Origin of the sequence: Mesorhizobium sp. B2-2-4 (assembly GCF_006442375.1) — a bacterium.
Classification (GTDB): Bacteria; Pseudomonadota; Alphaproteobacteria; order Rhizobiales; family Rhizobiaceae; genus Mesorhizobium.
This window is the reverse complement of the sequence record NZ_VFWB01000006.1, coordinates 442899-465637: the sequence shown is the minus strand read 5'-3', so window position 1 is coordinate 465637 and position 22739 is coordinate 442899. Positions and strand designations below refer to the sequence as shown.

25 protein-coding genes and 1 pseudogene are annotated in these 22739 nt (G+C 61.5%); 5 read left to right on the top strand and 21 right to left on the bottom strand.

Annotated features, from left to right (window positions below):
* Window positions 1-20 precede the first annotated feature (20 nt).
* Window positions 21-1540: pseudogene (locus FJ959_RS18390) on the top strand (FAD-dependent oxidoreductase).
* Window positions 1541-1758: 218 nt separating this feature from the next.
* Here FJ959_RS18390 and FJ959_RS18385 read toward each other — a convergent pair.
* The 5 genes from FJ959_RS18385 to FJ959_RS18365 all read right to left on the bottom strand — a co-directional run bounded on the left by FJ959_RS18385 (window position 1759) and on the right by FJ959_RS18365 (window position 5955).
* Window positions 1759-2580: a PopZ family protein gene (locus FJ959_RS18385; RefSeq protein WP_140631312.1), complete on the bottom strand. Its 822-nt coding sequence runs from the start codon at window positions 2578-2580 to the stop codon at window positions 1759-1761.
* 258 nt (window positions 2581-2838) lie between these two features.
* Entirely contained in the window at window positions 2839-4218 is a 1380-nt protein-coding gene (locus FJ959_RS18380; protein WP_140495878.1) for a TolC family outer membrane protein, read from the bottom strand.
* 178 nt (window positions 4219-4396) lie between these two features.
* Window positions 4397-5065, bottom strand: a complete 669-nt coding sequence (locus tag FJ959_RS18375; RefSeq protein WP_140495747.1) for a protein-L-isoaspartate O-methyltransferase — start codon at window positions 5063-5065, stop codon at window positions 4397-4399.
* 225 nt (window positions 5066-5290) lie between these two features.
* Window positions 5291-5665, bottom strand: coding sequence for a hypothetical protein (locus FJ959_RS18370; RefSeq protein ID WP_140631309.1), 375 nt, complete (start codon window positions 5663-5665; stop codon window positions 5291-5293).
* Entirely contained in the window at window positions 5662-5955 is a 294-nt protein-coding gene (locus FJ959_RS18365; protein ID WP_140631306.1) for a hypothetical protein, read from the bottom strand. The genes FJ959_RS18370 and FJ959_RS18365 overlap by 4 nt, the downstream gene beginning before the upstream one ends.
* A 59-nt stretch (window positions 5956-6014) precedes the next feature.
* Between FJ959_RS18365 and FJ959_RS18360 the strand changes: the two genes are divergently transcribed.
* Window positions 6015-6197, top strand: coding sequence for a hypothetical protein (locus FJ959_RS18360; RefSeq protein WP_140631303.1), 183 nt, complete (start codon window positions 6015-6017; stop codon window positions 6195-6197).
* Here the strand turns inward: FJ959_RS18360 and FJ959_RS18355 are convergent.
* Entirely contained in the window at window positions 6194-6913 is a 720-nt protein-coding gene (locus tag FJ959_RS18355) for an SOS response-associated peptidase (RefSeq protein WP_140631302.1), read from the bottom strand. The genes FJ959_RS18360 and FJ959_RS18355 overlap by 4 nt on opposite strands.
* Window positions 6914-7004: 91 nt before the next feature.
* Here FJ959_RS18355 and FJ959_RS32620 point away from each other — a divergent pair, with 91 nt between their 5' ends.
* A complete protein-coding gene (locus FJ959_RS32620) occupies window positions 7005-7250 on the top strand; it encodes a hypothetical protein (RefSeq protein WP_140631299.1) in 246 nt (81 codons plus the stop codon).
* Here FJ959_RS32620 and FJ959_RS18345 read toward each other — a convergent pair.
* Both FJ959_RS18345 and FJ959_RS18340 read right to left on the bottom strand, forming a co-directional pair.
* Window positions 7247-7471, bottom strand: coding sequence for a hypothetical protein (locus FJ959_RS18345; protein WP_246675740.1), 225 nt, complete (start codon window positions 7469-7471; stop codon window positions 7247-7249). The genes FJ959_RS32620 and FJ959_RS18345 overlap by 4 nt on opposite strands.
* Window positions 7468-8346, bottom strand: coding sequence for an ATP-dependent DNA ligase (locus FJ959_RS18340; protein WP_140631296.1), 879 nt, complete (start codon window positions 8344-8346; stop codon window positions 7468-7470). The genes FJ959_RS18345 and FJ959_RS18340 overlap by 4 nt, the downstream gene beginning before the upstream one ends.
* A gap of 77 nt (window positions 8347-8423) precedes the next feature.
* Between FJ959_RS18340 and FJ959_RS18335 the strand changes: the two genes are divergently transcribed.
* Window positions 8424-8651, top strand: coding sequence for a hypothetical protein (locus FJ959_RS18335; protein WP_140631293.1), 228 nt, complete (start codon window positions 8424-8426; stop codon window positions 8649-8651).
* A gap of 202 nt (window positions 8652-8853) precedes the next feature.
* Here FJ959_RS18335 and FJ959_RS18330 read toward each other — a convergent pair whose 3' ends face one another.
* The 4 genes from FJ959_RS18330 to FJ959_RS18320 are packed head-to-tail and all read right to left on the bottom strand — an operon-like array spanning window position 8854 to window position 10573.
* Entirely contained in the window at window positions 8854-9225 is a 372-nt protein-coding gene (locus tag FJ959_RS18330) for a DUF1515 family protein (RefSeq protein WP_224684680.1), read from the bottom strand.
* A gap of 52 nt (window positions 9226-9277) precedes the next feature.
* Window positions 9278-9457: a hypothetical protein gene (locus tag FJ959_RS18325; protein ID WP_246678954.1), complete on the bottom strand. Its 180-nt coding sequence runs from the start codon at window positions 9455-9457 to the stop codon at window positions 9278-9280.
* Window positions 9432-9725, bottom strand: coding sequence for a hypothetical protein (locus FJ959_RS31830; RefSeq protein ID WP_140767583.1), 294 nt, complete (start codon window positions 9723-9725; stop codon window positions 9432-9434). The genes FJ959_RS18325 and FJ959_RS31830 overlap by 26 nt, the downstream gene beginning before the upstream one ends.
* Complete coding sequence (locus FJ959_RS18320; protein WP_140631287.1) at window positions 9722-10573, bottom strand: glycoside hydrolase family 108 protein; 852 nt, start codon at window positions 10571-10573, stop codon at window positions 9722-9724. Before FJ959_RS18320 ends, FJ959_RS31830 begins: the two co-directional genes overlap by 4 nt.
* A gap of 55 nt (window positions 10574-10628) precedes the next feature.
* On the opposite strand from FJ959_RS18320, the gene FJ959_RS18315 reads away from it, so the two are divergent.
* On the top strand, window positions 10629-10847 hold the full coding sequence (locus tag FJ959_RS18315; protein WP_140631285.1) for a hypothetical protein: 219 nt from the start codon (window positions 10629-10631) through the stop codon (window positions 10845-10847).
* A gap of 240 nt (window positions 10848-11087) precedes the next feature.
* Here FJ959_RS18315 and FJ959_RS18310 read toward each other — a convergent pair whose 3' ends face one another.
* The 9 genes from FJ959_RS18310 to FJ959_RS18270 all read right to left on the bottom strand — a co-directional run bounded on the left by FJ959_RS18310 (window position 11088) and on the right by FJ959_RS18270 (window position 22662).
* Window positions 11088-11381: a hypothetical protein gene (locus FJ959_RS18310; RefSeq protein WP_140631282.1), complete on the bottom strand. Its 294-nt coding sequence runs from the start codon at window positions 11379-11381 to the stop codon at window positions 11088-11090.
* Complete coding sequence (locus FJ959_RS18305; protein ID WP_140631280.1) at window positions 11378-12955, bottom strand: glycosyltransferase; 1578 nt, start codon at window positions 12953-12955, stop codon at window positions 11378-11380. The genes FJ959_RS18310 and FJ959_RS18305 overlap by 4 nt, the downstream gene beginning before the upstream one ends.
* Window positions 12952-14067, bottom strand: coding sequence for a glycosyltransferase (locus FJ959_RS18300; protein WP_246678953.1), 1116 nt, complete (start codon window positions 14065-14067; stop codon window positions 12952-12954). Before FJ959_RS18300 ends, FJ959_RS18305 begins: the two co-directional genes overlap by 4 nt.
* 194 nt (window positions 14068-14261) lie before the next feature.
* Complete coding sequence (locus tag FJ959_RS18295) at window positions 14262-16277, bottom strand: hypothetical protein (protein WP_140631275.1); 2016 nt, start codon at window positions 16275-16277, stop codon at window positions 14262-14264.
* Window positions 16278-16319: 42 nt separating this feature from the next.
* Window positions 16320-18476: a phage tail protein gene (locus tag FJ959_RS18290; RefSeq protein WP_140631272.1), complete on the bottom strand. Its 2157-nt coding sequence runs from the start codon at window positions 18474-18476 to the stop codon at window positions 16320-16322.
* The gene (locus tag FJ959_RS18285) at window positions 18473-18886 is read right to left on the bottom strand and encodes a hypothetical protein (protein WP_140631270.1); all 414 of its coding nucleotides are present in this window, start codon (window positions 18884-18886) and stop codon (window positions 18473-18475) included. Before FJ959_RS18285 ends, FJ959_RS18290 begins: the two co-directional genes overlap by 4 nt.
* The gene (locus FJ959_RS18280; RefSeq protein ID WP_140631268.1) at window positions 18873-19463 is read right to left on the bottom strand and encodes a hypothetical protein; all 591 of its coding nucleotides are present in this window, start codon (window positions 19461-19463) and stop codon (window positions 18873-18875) included. Before FJ959_RS18280 ends, FJ959_RS18285 begins: the two co-directional genes overlap by 14 nt.
* On the bottom strand, window positions 19463-20176 hold the full coding sequence (locus FJ959_RS18275) for a hypothetical protein (protein WP_140631266.1): 714 nt from the start codon (window positions 20174-20176) through the stop codon (window positions 19463-19465). The genes FJ959_RS18280 and FJ959_RS18275 overlap by 1 nt, the downstream gene beginning before the upstream one ends.
* Window positions 20173-22662 carry a phage tail length tape measure family protein gene (locus tag FJ959_RS18270; RefSeq protein ID WP_140631265.1) on the bottom strand — a complete coding sequence of 830 codons (2490 nt, stop codon included), beginning with the start codon at window positions 22660-22662 and terminating at the stop codon, window positions 20173-20175. The genes FJ959_RS18275 and FJ959_RS18270 overlap by 4 nt, the downstream gene beginning before the upstream one ends.
* Window positions 22663-22739: the final 77 nt, after the last annotated feature.

Genomic DNA, 22739 nt, shown 5'->3' with positions numbered 1-22739 from the left:
TTACACACAAGGAGATCGACATGACAAACGGTTTTGCGGCAGATGTGCTCATCTGCGGCGCGGGAGCGGCTGGCCTGACGCTTGGGATCGAGCTTGCACGGCGCGGTATATCCTTCCAGCTCATTGAGAAGATGAGCGAACCCTTCCGTGGCTCGCGCGGCAAGGGCATCCAGCCGAGGACACAGGAGATTTTCGAAGATCTTGGCATTCTCGACAGGGTCGTTGCCGCAGGCGGCGTCTATCCGCCGATGCGCGTGTATGGCGATGACGGCAGCTATATCGAAAAGGACACCGGCGAGCGCCCCGATCCGACCCCGGCAGAGCCTTACGCCATCGCGCTAATGATTCCGCAATTCCTCACCGAGCGGATCATGCGAGAGCGGCTGGCAGAACTAGGCCATAGGGTCGAGTACGGATGTGAGTTGGTTGGGTTCGAGCAAGGTGAGAACGGTGTCATGGCACGTCTTGCGGGGCCGAATGGCGAGCAAACCGTTCGCGCACGCTATCTTGTCGGGGCGGACGGCGGGCACAGCTTCGTGCGCGGCGCGCTCGGCTTGAATTTCCCCGGCAAGACGCTGGGCGTGCGTGCGGTCGTGGCGGATGTGCTGTTGACCGGGCTGGACCGCGATGCGTGGCACCAGTTCAACGACGGTGACATGGAGCGAATGGTCGCGATTTGCCCGCTCGCCGGAACCGATCTTCCAGATTCAGGCACCCATTCCGCTGGACGGCGAAGTGGACCTCTCAGCAGAACAGCTGGGGCGCTTGATTAATGAGCGGACCGGCCGCGGCGACGTGCGGGTGGATTCGGTCGCCTAAGCGTCGGCCTACCTGATGAACGCCCGGCTTGCCGATCGCTACCGGGTCGATCGGGTATTCCTCGTTGGCGATGCAGCTCATATCCATCCGCCAACCGGCGGCCAGGGCCTGAACACCAGCGTGCAGGATGCCTATAATCTGGGCTGGAAACTTGCCGCCGTCCTCGACGGCGCGGATGAATTGCCTGCTCGACACCTATGAGCAGGAACGACGTCCGGTCGCAGAATCGGTTCTCGGCCTTTCGACCCGGCTGCTCGACGCCCAGAAACAGGGTGGAATGCACCGCGGCCGCGAGGTGCGCCAGCTCGATATCGCCTATCCGGAATCGCCGCTCTCCAGGGAAATGGCCGAACGCAGCAGCGGCCCGCATGCGGGGGACCGCGCGCCGGATGCCCAAATCAGGGGCGCGGCGGGGCAACCATGGCGACTGTTCCAATTGCTGCAAGGGCCGTATTGGACACTGCTTGTTCATCAAGCCGGGAGAGAGACGGTTGGGCCACTCAAGGGGCTGCATGTCCACCACATCGGCCCGCAAGGCGATGTCATCGATGCCTGGGGACACCTTCGCGATGCTTATGCACTGGCACCGGGCGAGTGTGTGCTGATCCGGCCGGACGGATATATCGGTGTGATGGCGATTCTTGATGCAGACCGAACCGCGAAGCTCGAAACCTATTTGGCCCGAATGGGCCTAGTCCAACCCGGAGAAGACCCGAAATGACTGCCGAGATATGTTCGAACAATGAGGCTGGCGGGCTCTATGCTTGGGTCGGGCCTATATGAAGCGTGGAGCGGCGTGGTCGTGGCAATCGCCATCATCGGAGCTATTATTGCGGCCACCGCCTCCTTCGACGTGCCGATCCTGAGATTACCGTGCCTGCGCCAGGGTGAAGGCGCAGCGGTGTCCAACTAGCCACCTAAGGCGACCCGGGAAAATCATTACGCGCCGCGCGCCACGCGCTCGATCTCCTCGCGCACCAGGCGCTCGACCAGCGTTGGCAGGTTGTTGTCCAGCCAGTCCTGCAGCATCGGCCGCAGCATCTCCTCGGCCATCTCGTCGAATGTCTTCTTGCTGCGGCTGGCAAAGGCGTCGGAGAGTTCGCCAAAGGCCGCGGCGACCTGCCGGCCCGTATGCTCGGAAAGGATTGCCGGACGGGCCGCAGGCGTTTCATCCGCCGCCTTGCGCGCCTCGTCGGTGCTCGCCGGGGCGGCGATCGAAGGGGTCCGCTCGAACGCCGGCTCCGGCATCGGCTCGTCCACCGGCGCTTCGGGCTGGACAACCGGCTTGCGAATGCCTGGTATCGCCTTCGCCTGCTCGCCGACCGCTGCGATCTCGCGGCGCCAATCGGCGACGATGGCATCGCTTGCCGCGCCGGCCTCGGGCGTCGCGGGCCTGTCGGCGGGCAGCGGCTCGGCGGCGATCCGGGCGCTCACCTCGGCAAGCGTCATCGACGCCCTTGGTGCCACGGGATCGGTTCGCTCCGGCGCTTCCATGCGCGCGACCGTTGGTTCGGCCGCCGATGTCTGTGCCTGCACCTCCGCCAGCGTGACCGGCTTCCTGACCTCGGGAGCGGCATGCAATTCGGCGCGGAACGCATCGACGTCGGGAGCAGCGCCCGCCGCCGGCTTCAGATCCTGCCGCAAGTCATCGGCATCGTCCGGCTGCTTGCGGCCGCTGTCGCTGTCCTCGATGATCCTCCTGATGGAAGCCAGTATCTCTTCCATGGAAGGTTCGCGCTGTGCGCTGCTTGCCGTTGCCATCGTCACATCCGCCGCCCTTGTGACCTGTTACAGACTTCCGCTCCGGTAAACGCCGGATTCGAATCATGGCGACAGCGTAACCGACGGAGCGCCGTACGAGAATCCCCATTCTGGGGACATGTGGGATTTCAACAGATTAGCGCAATTCGTCGGAAAGCATGTGACGGGTTGCCGGCGCAGTTGCGCAAACAATGAAGCGACCCGGCGTTTCGATCGAACGCCGGGTCGCTTCGAGAGAACTACTCGAATCTGTGGAGTTTAGCGGCCATCCGGCGTGCGCAGGCCGATCCACTTGTCCTTGACGGCATTGTAGTGCTCTTCAGGCCTGTACTTCGTCGCCTGCAGCGCAAGGCGCTCGGCCGAGAGGCGGCCGATCGCCGACAGGATGGCATAACTCGCCACCACAACGTCGTGCTCGGAATTTGCCTGGTTGATCTTGGCGGTGATGACGGTGGCCTGCGCGTTGAGCACATCCAGCGTGGTGCGCTGGCCGACATTGCGTTCCTCGATGACACCGTTCAGCGCCAGTTGAGCGGCGTCGATCACCTGCCTGTTGGCGGCGACGCTCTGCTGCGCGGCGGTGTATTGCGACCACGCCGAGGCGACGGCCTGGCGCACCTGGTCGCGGCTGACGTCGACCTGGATGCGGGCCTCGCCAAGCGATTCCTTGTTCTGTCGCACGACCGCCGAGGTGCGGCCGCCCGAATAGATCGGGATCGTCAGTGTCGCACCGATGTTGGCCGAGGTCGAACCGCCGTTGCTCCCCTGGAGGTCGGGATTGCGATGCAGATAATCCTCCGAAATGCCGGCCGATGCGGAAAGCTGCGGCAGCAATGCGCCCTCGGACGACTTCACCGAAAACGCGGCCGCATCGACCAGATGCTGGGTGGCGAGGATCGCCGGATGCTCGGCCGAGGCGATGGCTATCGCCGAATCGAGGCTCGGCGGCAGCAGCCTGGCCAATGGCGAGGCAGGCCTGAGCTTGCCCGGCTCGTCACCGACGATCTGGTGATAGCTCGCCGCACTTGCCAGCGCCTGCGCGCGGGCGGCGCTGAGCGACGCCACGGCGGAAGCGCGCGACGCATCGGCCTGCGCAACGTCGGTGCGCGTGCCTTCGCCGACCTCGAACCGCGAGCGCGCGGCGCGCGCCTGCTCGGTCAGGAACTGCAGATTCTGCTCCGTCAGCACCGCGATCTGCCGGTCGCGAATCACGTCCATATAGGCCGTGGCCGCGCTCAACAACGTGTTCTCCTCGGTGTTGCGCAGGCTTTCGACGGATGCCTTGACCCGCGATTCGGCTGCCGCCACATTGTTTCTCGTCTGGAAGCCGTCGAACAGGCTCTGGTTTATGACGATGGCCACACTGGCCGACCCCGTCTTGACGTTGGCGCCGCTGGCACGGGTATTCACATAATTCGTGTCGGCCGTCCCGGTGATGGTCGGGCGCCAGCCGGACTTGGCTATGGCCACGCTCTCGTCGGTGACGCGTACGCCGGCTCGTGAGGCATTCAGCGAGGAATTGTATTGATAGGCCTTTGCAAGCGCGCCGGAGATGGTTTCGGCCGAGGCGGCCAGCGGGGAAAGCGCGGTCGCCGAAACGAGGACGGCGGTGAAAAGTGACTTGCGTAGAGACGGCACCATTAAACCCTCATTCGTTTTCCATGGGAACCACGCCGCACCGGCTTCTCCTTAGAGAACCGGAGCGGCGTGTCAGAATGTTCCCTGTCGCTCGGCCCAAAGTGCCCCCATTGGGATCAGCAACGATTGTTCAAATGCAAGCGACCATGACAAAGCCTCTGCTGCAAGGCCAAATCATTCAGAATTCGAAAGCATGCTCACGTTCGAACCCGGGTAGTGGCTTAATTGCCGCATTAAATGCCCGTCTACCGGTTACAACCCCCCCTGCTTTGAAAAAAAGCCGCGCCACGCCAGAATTGCCCTGCCCTTCGACCGCGACGAGGCGGCCGCCTTCGGCGAGCTGGTCGAGCAGCGCCGCCGGCACTTTGCCGACGCTGCCGCCGACGAAGACGACATCGTAGGGCGCCTTGGCCGCATATCCCTGCGGCAGCGGGCCCTGGACCACGGTCACATTGCCGCAGCCCAGCGATGAGAGCACCGACTTTGCGGTTTCGGCCAGCGCCGAATCACTTTCAAGCGCCACCACGGAACCCGCCAGTCGCGACAGGATGGCCGAGGCATAGCCGGTGCCGCAGCCGACATCGAGGACCGAATCAGCCTGACTGATCTCGGCCAGTTGCATCAGCTTGGCCAGCGGCGAAGGCTCCATCAGATATCGCGCGCCGCCGGGGCCGTCCGCGATGCGGATGTCTTCGTCGATGTAGGCGAGATTGCGCTGGCGTTCGTCGACGAAAAGCTCGCGGGGCACGGAAAGCATGGCGTCGAGCAGCGGCGTGCTGGTCACGTCGGTGGTGCGGATCTGGCCATCGACCATCTTGACGCGAAGCTCGGAGAAATCAGCGCTCATGTCCCAACCAATCCGCTTGCCGCGCCACATCGCGGTTCATTTAGACGGGAACGGCGAGCTCCCTGCGCTGACGCGCGGGAGCCCGGAGATTGGAGGCCTCGCCCGGAGCTCGCGTCCCGTTAATTTGCATCCTATTAGCCGAGGGTGTGGCAGAGTCAATTGTCATGGTCAATCGCCGGTTTTCGCTGCTAAGTGCCACACCTCGGTGCGCCCGCTTTGTGGCAGTCACTTCGGATAGTCAGCTTTGACGACGATCCTGGTATAGGCGCGCTCGACCTCGAAGACGGCTTCGTCCCTGATCTCAGTCGACCCTCTGGCGCCGCCAACGAAACATGACCAGAACCAGCGCCCTGCGGACGGTCCGTGAAGCTCTTTCTTGATCCGGCCGACGCTCTCGCTCTGGAACTCCGCATCAAAGTCATATGGCGGTTCCTGGCCGCCTATCTTCGTCCGTCGCCAATGGAGATGCACGCGCGCGCCACGGTCGACGAGAAACTGAAAAGCGCCTTCCTTGGTCTCGAAGGTCCGCAGTACGGTGCTGCCGTCCACGACCTGCCAGCCGCGTTGATAGGCAAGACGGACGGTCAGGCGATCGCTCATCCCCGAAACCGTTCGGTATGCCAGGTGATCTTGCCGTCGACCTTCATGGGCTTGTGGATCATCAGCCGCTTCGGCAGGTGCTCGGGATGGACCTCGAGGAGCGTGATCGTCACCGTCGGCTTGCAACGGCTGCAATCGAATTTGAGCTTTAGCGGATCGACGCCACCGCCATAGACCATCATCAAATCGGCTGAACGGCAGTAGCGGACATTGCCGCAGCTGCATTCCGCCTTGACGAGCATATTGTGCCGGGTCGCCTTCCCCAGCGTGTCGATCGGATCGTGAGCCATGAGAACAGGAAAGGAACATTTTCCTTGATCGTCAAGACGGATCGTGGAATCTTTTCCTCATGAGCGACGAAGTGATACGCCTCCCCGAATCGGCTGTGCCGCGCGAACGCGGCCCAATCCTTGGCCACGTCTGCGAGCACGAGGGTTGCGCCAAGCATGCCGGTTTCGGCTTCGCCAGGCCGCGCCAGGAGCCGCACTGGTTCTGTTTCGAGCACCGCGGCGAAGGCGATCGCTACCTCTAGAGGTCGAACAGGTCGCGTGGCCCGATCCCGATCTCGTCAATGATGTCGGGTGTGTTGTTGCGCGGGCTGCCGACCTTGCTGTCGATCGGCCACATCTTCATCAGTTCGGACGGATAGGGTTTCATCAGGTCGCGGGGATCGGGCTCTGGTCCGAGCCAGCGCATATAATCAGACGGCGCCAGGATAACGGGCATCCGATCATGGATCCTGGCCATGAGCTCGTTCGGCTCGCAGGTCACGACAGCGAAGGTTCGCACCAGCTCTCCCGTCGTCCGGTCTGCATATTCCTCCCATATGCCGGCCAAGGCAAAGGGATCGCCTGATTTCATGGCGATCGCGTAGGGCTGCTTTTTCTTGCCGGAGGGGTCGAGTTTCTGCCATTCGAAATAGCCGTCGATCGGCACTAGGCAGCGCCGCGACGCATAGGCTTTGCGAAACAGCCCGTTGCTGGCGATGGTCTCACACCGCGCATTGACGGGTGGCGGTCGGCCGCCGCCGTCGCGAGCCCAACCGGGGACAAGGCCCCATTTGGCCGAAACGAAGCCGGCCATACTGGTGGATAGCTCCTCCCGGATAATGATCGGGTAGGACAGGCTGGGTGCGCCGTTCCAGATCGGAAAGCCGTTGCCCATGCGCTCGATGTCGCCGGGATGTGCGAATTCAAATCGCCGCACCATGTCCGGGATGGTCGACTTGACGAAAACACGTCCACACATATTCAGTGCCAGCTCATTGATAATTTTTCCGAACGACCAAGATGGAAACGGAACAGGAACCAGTCAAGGTTCGGCAGCTTTGAGGAGCAACATGATCAACCCGCCGAGGAGGCAAGAGGAATACCCTGATCGGGCGATAGACTGCCAGGAGGCCATGGAGCCGGGGTTTCAAGCGATAGTCGATTGCATGCTGGAGGCAGGCTGGAGCCGTGGCGAGATCCTGAAATCGTTGAAGCGGCTCATTGCGGCCGACAACATGACCCAGAAAGAGAACGCCAGGACCGAAGCGGAGCTTGCGATTGCGCGGGCGATGATCCGCGCCGGCAAGTCGATCTAGCTCTTCTCGACGCCGGCCTCGTCGATCTCTGCTTCCATCTGGTCGCTGATCGGCTTCGGCCCGCCGTTCAGAGGGGTCCCGTCATAGCCCTGTAGCCAGGCGTCGGCGTGCTCCTGCCAATAGGCCGGCACCGCGCGCTCCTTGCCGTCCTTTTGAGCCTGGGCGCCATACATCCAGGCGTAAGTGACGCGCTCCTGGTCTTTCTTGGCTACCGCCATCATTTACTCTCCCTGTAGTCCAGCAGCTTCGCATGCCGCAGCTTTTCCTCACCCTTGAGGAATTTCACCCGGCCGACAAGACCAGGCTTAAGCCATTCGGCCTTTTCCTTCTTGAGGCCCTTCGGCACCGGCCCGCCGACCTTGCCCTGCACGCGATCCCACAGGCGCTGGCGCTTGTCGGCCTTGAAGGTGACGAAGGCACCGCCTTTGTAGTGGCCTTTTTCAGCCATCAGCACCATGGCCGGCTTGCCGGCCTCACGCTGCACCCCGATGATGTCCAACTCCTTTTCAGCGAAGCATTTGATCTTGCGCCAGTTCATCGTCGGGCCGCTGCGGTAGACGCTGGTTTTCAGCTTCGAGACCATGCCTTCCAGCCCCGCCTTGTCCACCAAGTGATAGACGGCAGCGCCGGTTCCGGGCAGCGCCTCGCTGAACTGGATGCGGCCCCCGGCCGGGATCATCGCATGCAGGATCTCGCGGCGGTCTTCCACCGGCATGTCGCGCAGATCGTGGCCGTTGAGATAGAGCAGGTCGAAGGCGACGAGGTAGAGGTCGCGCGAGGGGGTGCGCTTGCTGACGGCAGCCTGCAAGGCATGGAAGTCCGACAGGCCGGCCTCGTTGATCATGATGGTCTCGCCCTCGATGATGAAGGTATCGGCCTCGATCGCCGCGGCCTCTTCGGCGAGGACCTTGTAGCGCGCCGTCCAGTCGTGCCCTCTCCTGGTGAGCAGGCGGATGCCGCCGGCGTCCTTGATGACCTGTGTGCGGTAGCCGTCGAACTTGACCTCGTGCAACCAGTCGTCGCCCTCGGGCGGGACGTCAACAAGCTCCGGTTCCATGGGCGGGATGAACTTCAGCCGCTCTCCGGCGTTACGCATGCACTGGCTACTCCAACCGCTACACAAGGCGCGCGGGGCGTTTTGGTTGCATTTTAGCCAAATGGAATGTGGGAAAAATGAACATCGAAGTGGACGATTGCCGGGTGGCGCTGACGATGATCCGGCGAACGATCGAGGAACACTGCCCGCCGGGCGTGCTGCCAAGCGAAGAGACGGTCAACGGCCTCTTTGGCCCCGATTTGATGGGCGAGGCCGAGGCGATCTCAGCGGCAATCGTAGCGACTGTCGAGAGATTGCAATGGCAAGCGACCGTGAAGCCGCCAGCGCCGAACATCAAGGCATAGCAGCCTGAACGCAAAAACAGCCCGTCTCGAAGCCATTGCCGTGGAGCGAGACGGGCTGTGGAAGCCTGGGGAGTTGTCATCGCTGCGAAGCTTCCGATGCTCAAAACCTAGCACACAGCCGGTTTGTTCCGCGCTAAAACGCAAAAAGCCCGCCCCGGCGTGAGCCGAGACGGGCGATCATATTGCCGAGTTCGGAAGAAGGTCAGCCGCCGCGAAGCACGCGCCAGATGTCGTGCCAAAAGTAAGTGATGGTCGACGCCATGGCGCCGGCCGCGATACCGGTGACGCCCAAGGCGCCAAGCCCCATGAGCTTCCACCTGGTCACCTCGGCCGTAACCTGCTTGACGCTGGTCATATCGGCATTGAGCTTGCTCACCGCGCTTTCGGTGGCGCTCACGCGCTCCACCAGCTCGTCGGTCTTCTGGTACATCTTCGCGCGGCTGGCAGCGGCGCGCTGTTCCGATTGCTCATAGCTGAGGGCGGCACGGGCATCGCTATCCTTGATGTCCCGCCGGATCTCGGTGATGTCGCGCTGCATGTCCTGCGTGGCTTGCAGCAGGCCGCCGATCATCATTTCCAAGCTTTTCGTTCCCGATGCCGGCATCATCCCCGCCCTCGATGCAATGCTATGATTTCAGTTCGGCACGGCGCGCAGCGCTGGCCCTGGTGTGCAGGTCGCATTCCGCACGGGTGTAGAGCTTCACCGCGCAGCCGGGCGCCATGGTGCGGTCGATCTTGTTTTGGTCGGCGATGGTCTTGCCCTGCGCGCCGGCAAGGCTGCTACCGAGGGCCGAGCGAAGCGGCATCACACCGCTGACGCCCGAAGTCGTACACGCCGCCAGCGTCGATGCACTCGTCAAAAGACATGCGAGCGTCAATGCCCTGGTGGATCGCATCGGTATTCTCCTTTTCGATCTTGGCGCGCAACTCGTCGGCGCCCCAGTGCTTGATGAGTGCGTAGCCGCCGAGAGCAGCGCCCGAGACCGCGACGGCGATGGTGGACCAGACGATGATGCCGGCCAGCGGGCGGGGAACGCCGACAAGACCGGCAACCAGGGAGATGAGCCAGGTCACGCCGGCACCGTGCCGAGCGCTTCAGCCAGGTGCTTGGCCTTGCGGTTGACATACCAGCGATAGGCAAGGCCGCCGACAACCAGCAGCGCACTCGCGAACGCCAGGGCGACGACGACTTTTCCAATGAGCTCGCTCGAATACGAGAGCGGCGAGATCTGGTTCTGGAGCTCGGTCAACGTGCCAGCAAGGCCGCCGCTGGCGACGCCACCACCGGTGGCCAAGTCTGCCGGCGCGGTCGATGGAGCTGCCTTGGCGTCCTCGACCAGCGCCTTTGCCTGGCCGCCGGCGATGAAGTTGGCGGCCTGCGGCTTCTCACCGGTCGCCCACGCCTTGCCGATCGCGCGCACTTCGGCGACACGCGCTGTCCAGCCTTTGCCGAAGGTCGGGAAGGTCCCGAGATGGCGAAGGAAATTCATGCGCGCATCGCAGATGCGGTCGATCAACGCGTCGTTGTTGTTGACAGCCTTGAGCGCCGCCAGCGTGCCCACGCCCATGACTCCGTCGATCGGCCCGGTATAGATCGGGCGAAGCGCCTGCTGAAGCCACATGATCGAGCGACCCGGCCCCGAGTTCACGCCGCCATCGAACACGACGTAGTCGACGCCGTCGGGCAGCAGGTCGCCCTTCACCGCGTCCCAGTATTGGCGATCATAGATCTCGCCGACCTCTTCCATGGTGATGCTCTTGACCGAGCGCTTCGCCAGGCCCTTGCCCTTCCGGTAGCCGTCATAGACGCGCTGCGTCACGCCCTTGTTGGTCGGGCCGCCAGGATCGGCCGGATGGTTCACATAGCCGCCTTCGTGCGCCAGCACCTTGGCAAGCGATTCCTTTTCGCGTGAAGCGACCATGGGGTTTCCTTTCGGGATGATGATTGGCTATGGTCGGCCCCGGGAGGGCCCAGGGATGAGATACGACGAACCCCGAGGGGATTGGATATCGCTGCCGAAACCGTGGCTGGAGCTACGGCAGGGTATGCGCGAAGACGTGGCCGCGTCTGCCGGCGAAATCCACACCTATGACGGCGGACATCTCCTACTGGTCGACGGCCTATGGGAAGTGATGGTAAGCGGCGATCACAACGACGCCGATGTGGTGCTGAACGTGCTGCGGAAGGCGAATTAGGCAAGCTTGCAGATAACCGGACTTCGCTGTATTTCTGACGTTTCACATCGAGAGAGAAATTGGCTTATCCGATAAAGCAGCCGGGGCAGGCCGGCACTGAAGACAAGATAGATCCAGAGGCGATGGAGGCGGCGAAGAGCGCGCTTATTGCTGCGTTGGGTCTATGGCTAGACGACGCAACCTCTGATCAACGTTTGGAAGATGCCGTTCATGCTGTAGCATCTGTTCTCTTCGCCACCTTCAAGCCTGGAACATCTTCCGCCAGTGATCCAGCATCTTCAAAGCGAGCGCATTTTTCTGAGTGATGTGCTTTTGCGGGCCGCTTGCGACCGTAACCGCGACATCGGCGGCAAAATCGAAGGCGGCAGAGATCGCCTGCTTCCCACCTTCCCGCTTATTTAGTTCCATCAACAAGCCGGTCATAACCATCTGCATGGCCGTGGACTCTGCTTGCATGCTAACCATCAGCTCATGGTGCGCGGCCAGTGCCGCCTTGACCTGCTCATAGTCGGGGGCCTTGTCGCTGCCCTTCATTTCGCACCCACGGAAAGCATCAGGTCCAAATACTCGTCGGCCACCTTCGACCAGGTTCGAGCTGAGAGGGCTTCAAATAGCGGACGCTGCACCTGAAAAAGTGCTTCCCTGTTGTCCAGACCCCAAAGGACTTTGCTCAGCATGTCCTCCCGGTCCTGCGGGTCGAAAGTCATGATATCGAGCAGCTTCCGGTCTTGCAAAAGCTCCGTCACAACGGGGATGCGGCTCATCACCGATGGTGTTCCCACGGAATAAGCCTCGGAGAACGTAAACGGAAAGCCACCCTCGAATTGGGTTGGTGTTACGGAAAGGGCGGACAATCTGTACAGCGCGGCCAGGACATGATTGGGGACGGCGGGCAAGGAAATGACGTCCCGTTGCAAGCCGCGGTTCTCGATCGCGTCGCGGATTCTCTGGACCTGGCCAACTCTGCCCGTGAGCACGAGCTTTACCGGCCTATAGTGCTCCCGGAGAACCCTTTCAAAGACTGAGATCAAGCTCTCGATGTTCTTGTGCGGCCGGACCTGAGACGAATAGAAAAGAAACTTCACATCATCGAATTTGAAGCCATTCAAATAGCTCGGTAGGCTGTCTTCTTTCTTCTTCATGTATTGATGCAAGATGTCCAAGGCGCCCTGCCTTGTTTTGTCTCCTCGCTCGATCGAGGCCATGTCTACGAAACCGTGGCGAATGACCGAGACATGATCAGGATCAACACCATGCCGATTGACGATATGCGTCGTCTTTACGTGATCGCTGTAGGTGATAAGGCGATCCGCGCCAGCGATACTCTTTGAAATTCGATGGTGCGCTCTCAGATCGGACGGGCTGATGAACTGTGCCGGGTGCTCATAGAACACAATATCCGGTGCGGCCATGACGACCTTGCCCTGAAGCTTTGACGTCTCCGGCCAGAACATAGAAGGCACATACCAGACGTCTATGTCGCGGCGCCGGTTGAGCAGTCTGACCAGCCTGTTTAGTTCCGCTGCCCGAACGGTGTCGAGCGGGCCGACGGCATTGAGCAGGTAACCCCACCTGACTAGCAACCAGTTCTTGGCCCTGTGGAACCGGCCACTCCTCACCCTTCGCAGCAATCGTTTTGCCGTGTAGAGGCCAGCCACGATGACGGCGGAAAGCAACACCGGCATCGCCATAATCACAGTGAGAATTGCCAGCAAAACGACGCCGAGCAGAAACACGAAAATGGAAGAATTCGACAGCCAGCGCACGACGAGGGTGACCCCGTCAACCAAAAGATTGAACACCCGCTTTCGTTTTAATTTGGCCGGCCGCTTGATCGCCCCTGGGGAAAACCAAGTTTTGATCCTCCACAATTTTATCAGATACGGCTCGCCTTTTGTCGTGACTATATCGACAGACCCGGGCGGCACCCCAGCGTCATCGAGAAGGTTTATGATGTCAGTCTTCAGCCATCCAGGCCCTGCAACGGTAACTGCTATTTCCCCTGAATTCACAGCGCCCCGGATGATGAACCCGAGCAGCCTGGTAATGCCCTCATGCGGCACAAGCTGCCTCGGCGTGTATCCGAGAAAGATCCCCATTTTCTTCATGCCGCGATCCCCTTGAGCATACGCCAATAGTCCAAGGCGTAGTGCTGCCAGGTGTGCTTGGATAGCGCCTCTCGACTGGGTAGCTTGGCACGTAGAGGCCCGGCCGCGCGCTCCATCGCTTTCAGCGAAGCGGCCATTTTCGGCGCCGAGCGGGCATTGAAAAACTCGATCGGAATTGCGAACCGATCACCGATATACCGCATTTGCGGATAGCCGCTTGAGAGAGAAGGTGTCCCCAGCCATGCGGCTTCTGCGACTGCGAAAGTCCCGTTGTCGTAAATGGTCGGGTGCCAAAGAAACGACGCGCCGGCCACAGTCGCGGCGTATGCAGCGTCGGAAAGCTCCCCGACGAATTCGACATTCCGTCTGATCGATGGAGACGAACGGATCTTTTTCTGAATTTCCTGAATATAGGGGATCTTCTGGAACCAGTCCGGCGCGTCCTCATTGTCCGGGTTCATATAATCCGAGAATGGCCCCATGACCTTCAAGCGCAGTTTGCCGCCAAGCAGGTCGTAATATTCCACGAGAGCATCGAATGCCCGCAAATGATTCTTGTGCTTGGTGGTGTTGGTGGGCCACACGAAGTAGCCCTCTTCCTTTTTCTTTGACGGAGCCTTCCCGGCAAGGGGCGTTGGATCGAAATCCATCGGCGCCAGATGGACCCTGTTGCGGGGAACCCCGACATAGGAAATCACATCTTCAGCAGTTTGCGGCGTCGTTGTGATGACCGCATTTGCCTGCCTGACTGTCTGCAAGAACGGCAGGTCGTAGCTTCCGCTCGCATTACCTTCGAAAATCTCAGGCACATAGCGCTGGATGTAGTCCGTGGCAAAGACGACATAGGGACGAATCGGGGCAAGCGGTTTATTGGTCCGATCAGAAACAACGAGCCAGAGATCGGAATCCGCGAAGTTCTTAATGCCATCGATGGGCATCTGGTAGATATCAAACGGCAGATCCACCGTTCTGCCCTGGTTAGAATTAGCGATGTGGATCGCCTCTGGTGAGACATCGGACCACTCGAACTCTACAATATCGACGCCGTCCTCTAGGGCATCGGTGAAATTGGCCGCCAGGTCGTACACCCCGGCGAGAACACCAAGCCTCACTTTGCAGGGCTCTCCGGCACGCTGGCTGCCCGCTCGGATCATGCGCGCTATGGTTTTGGTGACCCGTAGCGATCCCCCCCTATACGGAAAGGGTAAGATGATCGTGATGTGCTTTAGCAATTTCTAAAGTCTCGCCCCTGAGAAGATGTGGCTCTATAGCGCGAGGAAGATTGCACACACAACCTGAATGTTTCTTACGGGTTCGCATATGCCGTGTTGTTCTTCCAAAGACCCGCCGCGACATTCATGCCTCCGGCCAACGGATCGCCTGCCGTAGCCACGCCGATAGTGACGCCTGCCGGGATGCGAGTAGCATTCGGGTTGGCACCCGTCGTGCTGGCCAAGCTGGACCCGGACCCGACGATATGCGCGTTGTAGGGGTTGGCGACAAAAATTCTTGGCGTCGTCACAGCGACGAAATCACAGGCGTTTTCGCGGTACTTGCCGCCATCAGCAATGTTGACGCCTGTTCCCATGGACTTGAACAATGTCGTCGCAACTCGGGTGAGGGTAGCTTCCGAGTAGAACCCACCAGACGAGCACCCAGATATGGTGCAGTCCGTGGCGCGGATGTCATCGTTATTCGCCGTTCCCAAAATACCCCAGCCGACGCCGGATGCCGCGGTTGTAAGAGACGAACCTGTAAGGCCTGTCCCGGCGATCTCCATAAAGACATCGTGGCATTTGTGCCCGTATCCGTAGGTGTCTAGGTACAACTCAGTGTTTCCGTCTGTCCCCAGGAAGCTCTCATGCAGACGCATTCCATAGACTGGCGTGCCGACGAGCCCTTGAAGGGCGATGCCGAAACTGCTGTTCGCGAAAGTCCTGATACCACGCCAGTCCCCAAGCAGAAGACCGGCGGGGCCGGCCACCGCTTGAACTTTGATGCCTATGCCGTCGTTCGCCTGACTGAGCAAACCATCGATATACCACTGGCATGGTCCCGATGCCGCAGTGTTCTGGATTCTCAGCCCGTCGCCAGTATGATTAGACAGGAAGATATCTTGCAGTTGAGAATACCCAGTGCTGCGCAACAACATGCCGTAATAACTCGCGAAGCTCGATACCCTGCGAATGCATGATGTGTTGAGTTTTCCGAGAGCCCCGATGCCTGCCGCGCCGACCGAAGGCGCAACGATGCGGGTCGTGGTCAAATCCTCGATAATTACGTCACTCAAATCCGCAGCAACTTCGATCACATGGTTTGAAGCGTGAGAGCTTATGAGCCGCGTTATGGCCTTGCCTGCGCCGATGACCCGACGCTGACTGTTGGCAATCACCGCCTTGGTGGAAATCTTGAAGTCACCGTCGCCGAGTTCGACAAACTTATTGGAGGCCACCGCCGCCGTGAATGCTGCGCTGCCGTCAGCAACGCCGGTCTTGTCCCAAGTTCCGAATCGGGCCGGATTGGTGACGTTGCCGATGGTGATGCGGAGTGGGTCGGTCGCGGTTGCGACAACATTCGCCGCCGCGATCTTGTCCGCGATATAGCCGCTGCCATCCGGCTTGATGATGAGAACCTTGTCGGCATCCGCCACTGATATCGCTGGCAGGTTGATGCTCGCCGCAGACGCGGCCGCCGCGGCAGCAGCAGCTTCCGCCGCCGCCCGATCCGCGGCGGTGCCGATTTCCGAAATCAGCCGGAATGTCGAGCCGGACACGTAGCCGGCAACGATCATGCCGGCGACAAGATAGTTGGGCTGCACGTCATTGCCGGCATTGGTCTTGATGGTCAGCGCGGCGCCGCCGTTGAAGGATACGGTCGCAAGTCCGGTATTGTTCTCGAAGATGTTGAGCGAGATGAGCGCCGCACCGTTCCCCGATGGCAACGGGATGCTCGTGGTAGCCACGATCGCGTTGGCCGTGCCGGCGCCGGCATCGGTCGCCGCAATGAAGCTGTAGGGCAGATCGGCTGCGCGCGTCCAGGATCCAGCCCCGGAGGCGCCGAGCTTGCGATAGATGCCATTGTTGGCGACCGTCGCATCGCCAACAACCCATGCCGACGAATTGGCGCCGTGGGCGAGATCGGCATCCATGTGCGCCTTGGTGTCATAGATCAACCCGCCATTCGACAGGAAGGCGGTGATGATGCCCTCGACCCAGGTGCCCCAGGGCCGGATGTCATCCCCATTCGGCTTGTGAAAGCCGGACGCGGAAACGCCGTCGACCTCGTATTTGCGCCAGATATAGTCCGCAGGCTGGACGGCCATGGAAGGCTCCATTCAAAAGGAGGTCAGGTTTTGGTATGGCGGCTAGGAGACGGTTGCGCTGTCGGGGCCGGAAAGCGACCCGGCTATGTTCGACCGATTGAACGGTTCGGCGCGGATATCGAAGTTGCCGGCCGACGACGTGATCGGCAGGCCATAGGAGATGCCTGGCGCGACCGCATAACGGCCCATGAGATCGGTGGTTCGGTTCAGTGTGCCGCCAGCGGCCGTCCTGTAGACCGCCACCGTCGCAAGATGGCTGTCGTTCTTGGTGCTGAAATTGGCGGTGAACTGCCCGGTGCCATCAGACGCCGAAAAGGCCAGCAGCGCCTGCGGCGGTGTCGCGTCCACCACAACCGTCACCGGAGCGGCCGAGGGCTGGTAGTCGAAGGTCTTGCCGCTGGCGACGTTCCTGATCTGCCAGTCATACGAACCGCCATCGGCGACAGGCCCGTATTGCGCGGTGTCTTCCTGCTGGTTGACCGAGGCGTCGTGCCAATCGTCGGCGCCGGCGGGCGACACCTGCACCTGCTGCGAATAGCTGTCCGGCAGCGTGCCGGCGCCCGCAGCGCCCCAGGAGAACTTCAGGATCGGCGCCGAATTGTCCTGGAGTTCGACCGTCACGATGACGTCGAGCGTCACGTCGTCGACATCGGAGGTGAGGACCGGCGGGATATCGACCGTATCCTGTTCGTCCATTGCCGCGATCCAGTCTGTCGCACCATCGGCGAAGACCGCTATCGAGGCCGAGACGGTCATCTGGCCGGCGTCATATTCAATCTCGCCGCTGGCGCAAGCGATGCGCTCGAAATCATCTTCCGGGCTGAGGTCGAGTGTGAAGCAATAATCGTCGAGCAGGTCGAGCGCCTGCGGCCCCGAGGTCAGCGTGCCGACGAAGTCGGGATTGCTCTCGTAGAGGAAGAGCTTGCCCAGCCGCTGAGCCTGCGTGGCCGAGGGACAGAGCGTCGCCGGCAGGGTCGAGACGAGCTCGCGGCCGTCGTCGCCGAGATAGCCGGCATGCTGCCAGGTGACCTCGTTTTCCTTGTAGTTGAGATTGGTATCGACATAAGAGACCTTGACTGTATTGAACTTCTTTTGCTCGGTCCGGCCGCCTTCGAGTTGCACCGACAGATGATCGCCGTTTCTGGCGCGCAGTGCGATCGACGGCGTCGCGCGCAGCTTCTGGCGCACCGACAGCCTTCCCTGCGTGTCGATGAAGACATCGGCATTGCACACCGCCATCAGCGATTTCACGCGGTCTTCGTTTTCCGCGTTCATGTAGACCACTCCGGCGGCGCGGTAACGCGCTTCGGTGCCGCCCGCCTTGAGCGCTATGGCGTTGTCGCAATGATCGATGAAGGCGCCGAATGCCGCGAAATCGACCAGGTCGGAATCGGAAGCGGTCAGGCCATAGACGTTCATGATCTCGCCCAGCAGGCAGGTGCCGGCATTGTCGGTGAAGCCGGCCGTCCCGGTGTTCGGGTCATAGAGATCGTTCAGCCCGTCGAGCACCACTTGCAGCGACGGCATGTTGTTGGGATAGACGTCAGGAATCTTCTCCTGCGGCACCTGCTCGACGACTTGCAGCACCATGGCGCAGCCGCGGTGCCGGAACGGCTTCAGCGGATCGTCGAGCTCGGGGAACGCATCGAGAATGGCCTGGAACGGACCGTCGGTGGCAAGGCCGCGCGTCGTCAGGATTCGGACGCGCGAGCGGCCATTGTAGACATACTGGTCCTCGGTGACGTAGCCGTTGCCGTCGAGCGTCACCGGCTTCTTGTCGAGACGGAAGCTGACATAGGCTTGGATCGGCCCCTCGCCGATATAGTGCAGCAGATAGGATTTCTCGCCGCGGCGGAAGCCGAAGACAATGACCGAGCCGGTCAGGAACCGCCCATAGATGCGGCGTCGCGGCGAGATCGGCTGCCGGATATTGGACTGGACGTCCGAAGGCTGCGGCGTCGCCGGCTTCTTCTGCAAGGCGAGCTGGAGCGCGAGCGCCGCCGCGGCGACAGCGGCGTAGCCCAGGCCCAGAGCGATGGCGCTGATCGCGGCCGGCCCGAGGAAGAAAATCGGGCTGGAGACGATCAACGGCAGGATGGCTGCGGCGATCAGCTGCGGCTGGAACACCGCCTGCGAATAGAGCGAGGTGCTGCATTCCAGGCCCCACCGGGCATTCCTCATGCGGTTGTGCATGCTCATGCGAAACCCATCGACCAGACCAGTTCGGGCTTAAGCCGCGCGTATCGGATGCCGCGCTCGTGTGCCCGCATGACCCAGAGCCTTCCAGTGCAGATCATGCCGAGGTGCCAGCCTTCGGTCTCAAACAGGCCGACGTCGCCGCGCCTGGCTTCGCTTCCCATGCGCGGCGGCCCGAGCACATCGCAGACCGCCCAGGGAGCGCCGCCAAAGGCTTCGAGGCACATGCGGGCTCCGGCTTCATCGCGATAGGCGCCACGCCATGCCACGCTCGCCATGCGCCCGGCTGCACGTTCCGCCCAGCCGAGCAGGAACAGCAGGCAGTCTCCATTGCCCTGCCCCCAGGCGAACGGCCTTTGCCGCTCCTCGGCGAGATAGAGCGCCAGCAGGTCGGGTTTGCTAGCTTCTGGCATCGAACAGGTTGAGGGTCTTGTCGACCATCTGGTTGACGTACATGAAACCGGTCGAGCCGGGATCGCGGCTCTGCTGGTCGGTGTTGGTGATCATCGAATTGGCCGAGCGGCGCCGGCGCACCAGGAAGTCTTCCAGCAGCAGGTCGACCTGGCGCGAGGACGGCCCGGTCTTGGTCATGCGCAGCCTGTCGCCGGTGCCGGTATAGAGGTGGAATCTCGGATCGAGCGGCTGGAGGTCGGCATCGTAGAACTGGCCCCAGAAGCGAAAGCGCCGGCCCTTGACCTGCGCCTGCTGGTCGGCGAACAGGGTCTTGATCGTCACGTCTTCCGCATTGAGCGAACAGGTCACCTGACGCGACGATCCGACCTTGGAGGCGCCAAGCCCCGAGACTGTGGCGAGGCCCTGCAATCCCTTCCAGTCGATCGCCGCGTCGAACGCGCCGGCGGTGTCGTTCGACCGCAGGATGCCGCCCTCATTGTGCAGGTACATGGTGCCGGAAACGAACTGGAATTCGCCGAGCACGACAAGGTGCACGCGATTGCCGCGCGTATGCTCCCGGATCGTCTGCGAAAACATCAGTCGACGCTCTCAACGAGGCGAGTGAGGTCCTCGACGAATTCGAGCGTGATCGCGCCACGCTTGCCAAGGTCGAGTTCTTCCGAGCCTGGCGTGGTCGTGGTGCATGTGCCGACGAAGATGGGGGCAAGCGAGACGGTGTCGCCCTGGCTCGCATCCTGGCGCAGCACGGGCGACAGTTTCAGCCGGTTCGAGCCGTCATCCTCGGTCCACGAGCCGGCAATCATGTAGCAGAATTCATTGATCGAGACCGCGCAGCCGCCTGGCAACTCGCTTTCGGCGCTGACATAGATCTGCCGGGCGTTGAGCGCCGCGGCGCCGGCGAATGTCGCCTCGAGCGTCGGCACCGCAAAGCCGACGCCGGTCGAGAACAGCACATCCGTGGCGAACGGGATGCCGAGCGGCCACGCCTGACGGTTGGCCTTGGTCGCGATGCTCCAGGGGCCGTCGATGCCATACATGTCCGGCAGCCTGATTCTGACCAACTGACTGTCGGCTTCGAGATTGGCGAGAAAGCCGCGCATAGTGCGCACCTTGGTGACCGAGTTCAGATAGATATCCTTCAGCGTCAACCGGAACTGTGCGCCGCTCATGCCGACAGAACGGCGCATGCCGTTGGTCGCCTGCTGACCGGGACGGGTATTGTAGTCGACCGTCAGGCTGACGCTTCTCGGCGGCAGTACGCGAAGCGGGTAATCGAGCGTCACCGTCATCCGTGCCGCTCCATGACATCGCCGATCCGGCCGGCAAGGCCCTTGTCATATTGGGTGATCGTCGCCGAACTTATCTGGCCCGCCTTGCGCTCTGACACGCTCTCGACGAACGGCATGAGGTTGCCATTGTTGTCGGCCGACACCCCGACGGTCACATGGACACTCGATGCGCCACCGACGCTTTTTCCCTTTGGCGTGATGATCTCGCCTTTTTGCAGGATTGCCGGGACCTCACCGGGCCTCAACCCGGCCACACCACCCTGGTGATAGCGGGTCGCTCCGGCGAAGGTCGCCGGTGACACCTTGCGGCTATGGCCGTAGCCATCGACGCCGGCGACGCCGCCAGAATGCAGGATCCCCGGGATGAGCAGCCCACCGAGCAACCCACCGCCGCCGCCGGCGCCACCAAACAGGCCGCCGATGCCCGATGTCGGGAACAGTGCGTTGAGGGCCAGCTCTTCGAGCTTGTCACCAATCTTGCTGAGGACGTCGGCGAATATCTCGCCCGCATCCTTTCCAGCCTTGAGGTCGTCGATGATTCCGCCGAGAACGCCACGGCCCAGATCGTTCAACTCCCGCTGCTGCTGAACGATCTTGGTGTTGGTGTCCTTCAGCTGATTGCCGGACGCCGACGCCTTGGCGTAATTCTCTGCCAGGGTCGAGATTTGTGCGGCCAGTTTCGGCGTTACCTCCAACCCGGCCTGGTGGGCCTCCGCCAACAACTCCGCTTCGATCTTCGCCTTTTCTGCGGCATAGCCGTAGTCTTTGATCAGCGGGTTGAGCTTGGCCTGGGCTTCATATTCGGCATTCAAGGCGTCGATGCGTTTCTGCACATCATCCGCTTTGCCCCGGAATATATTGTCCGGTGTCCGTTTGCGCTCCTGCGCCGCGTCCAGGCCGGAGGCCCGCCGATTTGCGTATGCGATGGCATCGTCAACGGTGCGACCGTCGCCAAGGATGGTCGGATTAGCGGCGATCGACTTCTGCGAGATCAAGCCGGCCAGCGGTGTGCCGGAAGCAGCACTAAGCACCTTGGCGGCATCGCCGGCACCGAGGAAGTGCGCCAGTTGCAGCGCAGCCTCGTCGACATGCACGCCCGCCTTTTCCAGCACGGCGGCATTCTCGCGCGCGTAAGCCTGGATAAGGGTATAGGAATAGTCGGCGTTCTTTCGCAGATCGAGGATGGCGTCGCGCGACAGGTTCTGTGCCTGTGCCGGATAGTATTTCCGAAACAGGTTCAGCCATGTCGATTCGATGAATTGCCCCGTGCCGGTCGCGCTGGAATTCGGGTTCTTCGCATTGGTGTCGCCGCCGCTTTCCGCCTTGACGACGCGCTGCGTGAAAGCATCGATCGCCGAATTGAGGCTGGAGAGCGTCTGCCCGACATCCTCGAACGACGGGCGCTCACTCGGCGTCGGCGCATTGGTCGGCAGCGGGCCGGTCGGACCTTGAAAGCGCGGATCGCGCGGATCGAAAACGTCCGGTTCGGTCGCGCTGACAAAAGCCTTCCTTGCCTCGTCGGCATTCTTGGCCGCTTTCTTCCAGTTTTCAGCCAGTCCATCGACAGTGTCCGAAAATCTTTTCAGGTCGGGCAACGGCAGTTTCTGATACACCGTGTTCAGCGCGTCCTGCAGTTCTTTCACCTCCTTGGTGCTGTCGCGATTCTCGTCGATGGCGCTCTGCAAACCGGCGAAGGCGAGCTGAATTCTTCGAACCCCGGACTCCTGGCCCGGTGTGTTGCCGATCTGCTCATAGAGACCGGCAACACCAGCATTAAGATCGACGATCTCCTTCTTGGCATCCTCGAAGAAACCCGCAATCGTCAGATTTGTGGCCTGCTTGGCGTTGGCGACGTCGAGGGCTCGGGCGCGTTCGTCGGCATAGGCTTTCACGGCAGGAAGCGCATCGCCCCATTTCTGGGCAACCTGGTTGATGAGTTCCGCCTCTTGCTTCAGCGTCTCCGCGCTCTTTTCACCCCCGCTCCTGACAGAGGAAAAATACTGCACCGCGTAGCCGATCAGCGTGATCGTCGCGATCGTGGCCAGCGACACAGGATTGATCAGGGACGTGAACGCCCCGCCGAGCGCCTTGACGGCACCGGCAGCACCCGCCTGGCCAATGACCTGGTTGATTTGGGTACCCTGTTGCAAGGCGATCGTCAGCGGCGAGGCGCCACCCTTCAACTGGACGGCGATATCCTGTAGCTGCGAGGCCAGATTGGCGGTCTGGAACGACGACGCCTTCATCGACGCCTCGATGGCTTTGCCGCTGTCCCTGGCGCCGCCCTGGATGACGCTAAAAGACCGCTTGGCACGCGTCGCTGTGGCGTCGAACGATCCGGCTGTCTTGTTCCCAAGCTGGTCGAACTGCTGCTGGATGGCTGTCGTCGTGGTTTGTGTATCGCCAGTCAGGCGCTGCAAGGCGCGCTGGATCTGCTTAGTGTCGGCAGAGATCGACAGGATCAGGTCTTCGGTGTCGCCAGCCATAAAATGCTATCCCCTGATCCAGTCCCAGAGTTCGTCACGCTCTTGCGTCGAAAGCGCCTTGTCGGCGTCGGGATCGT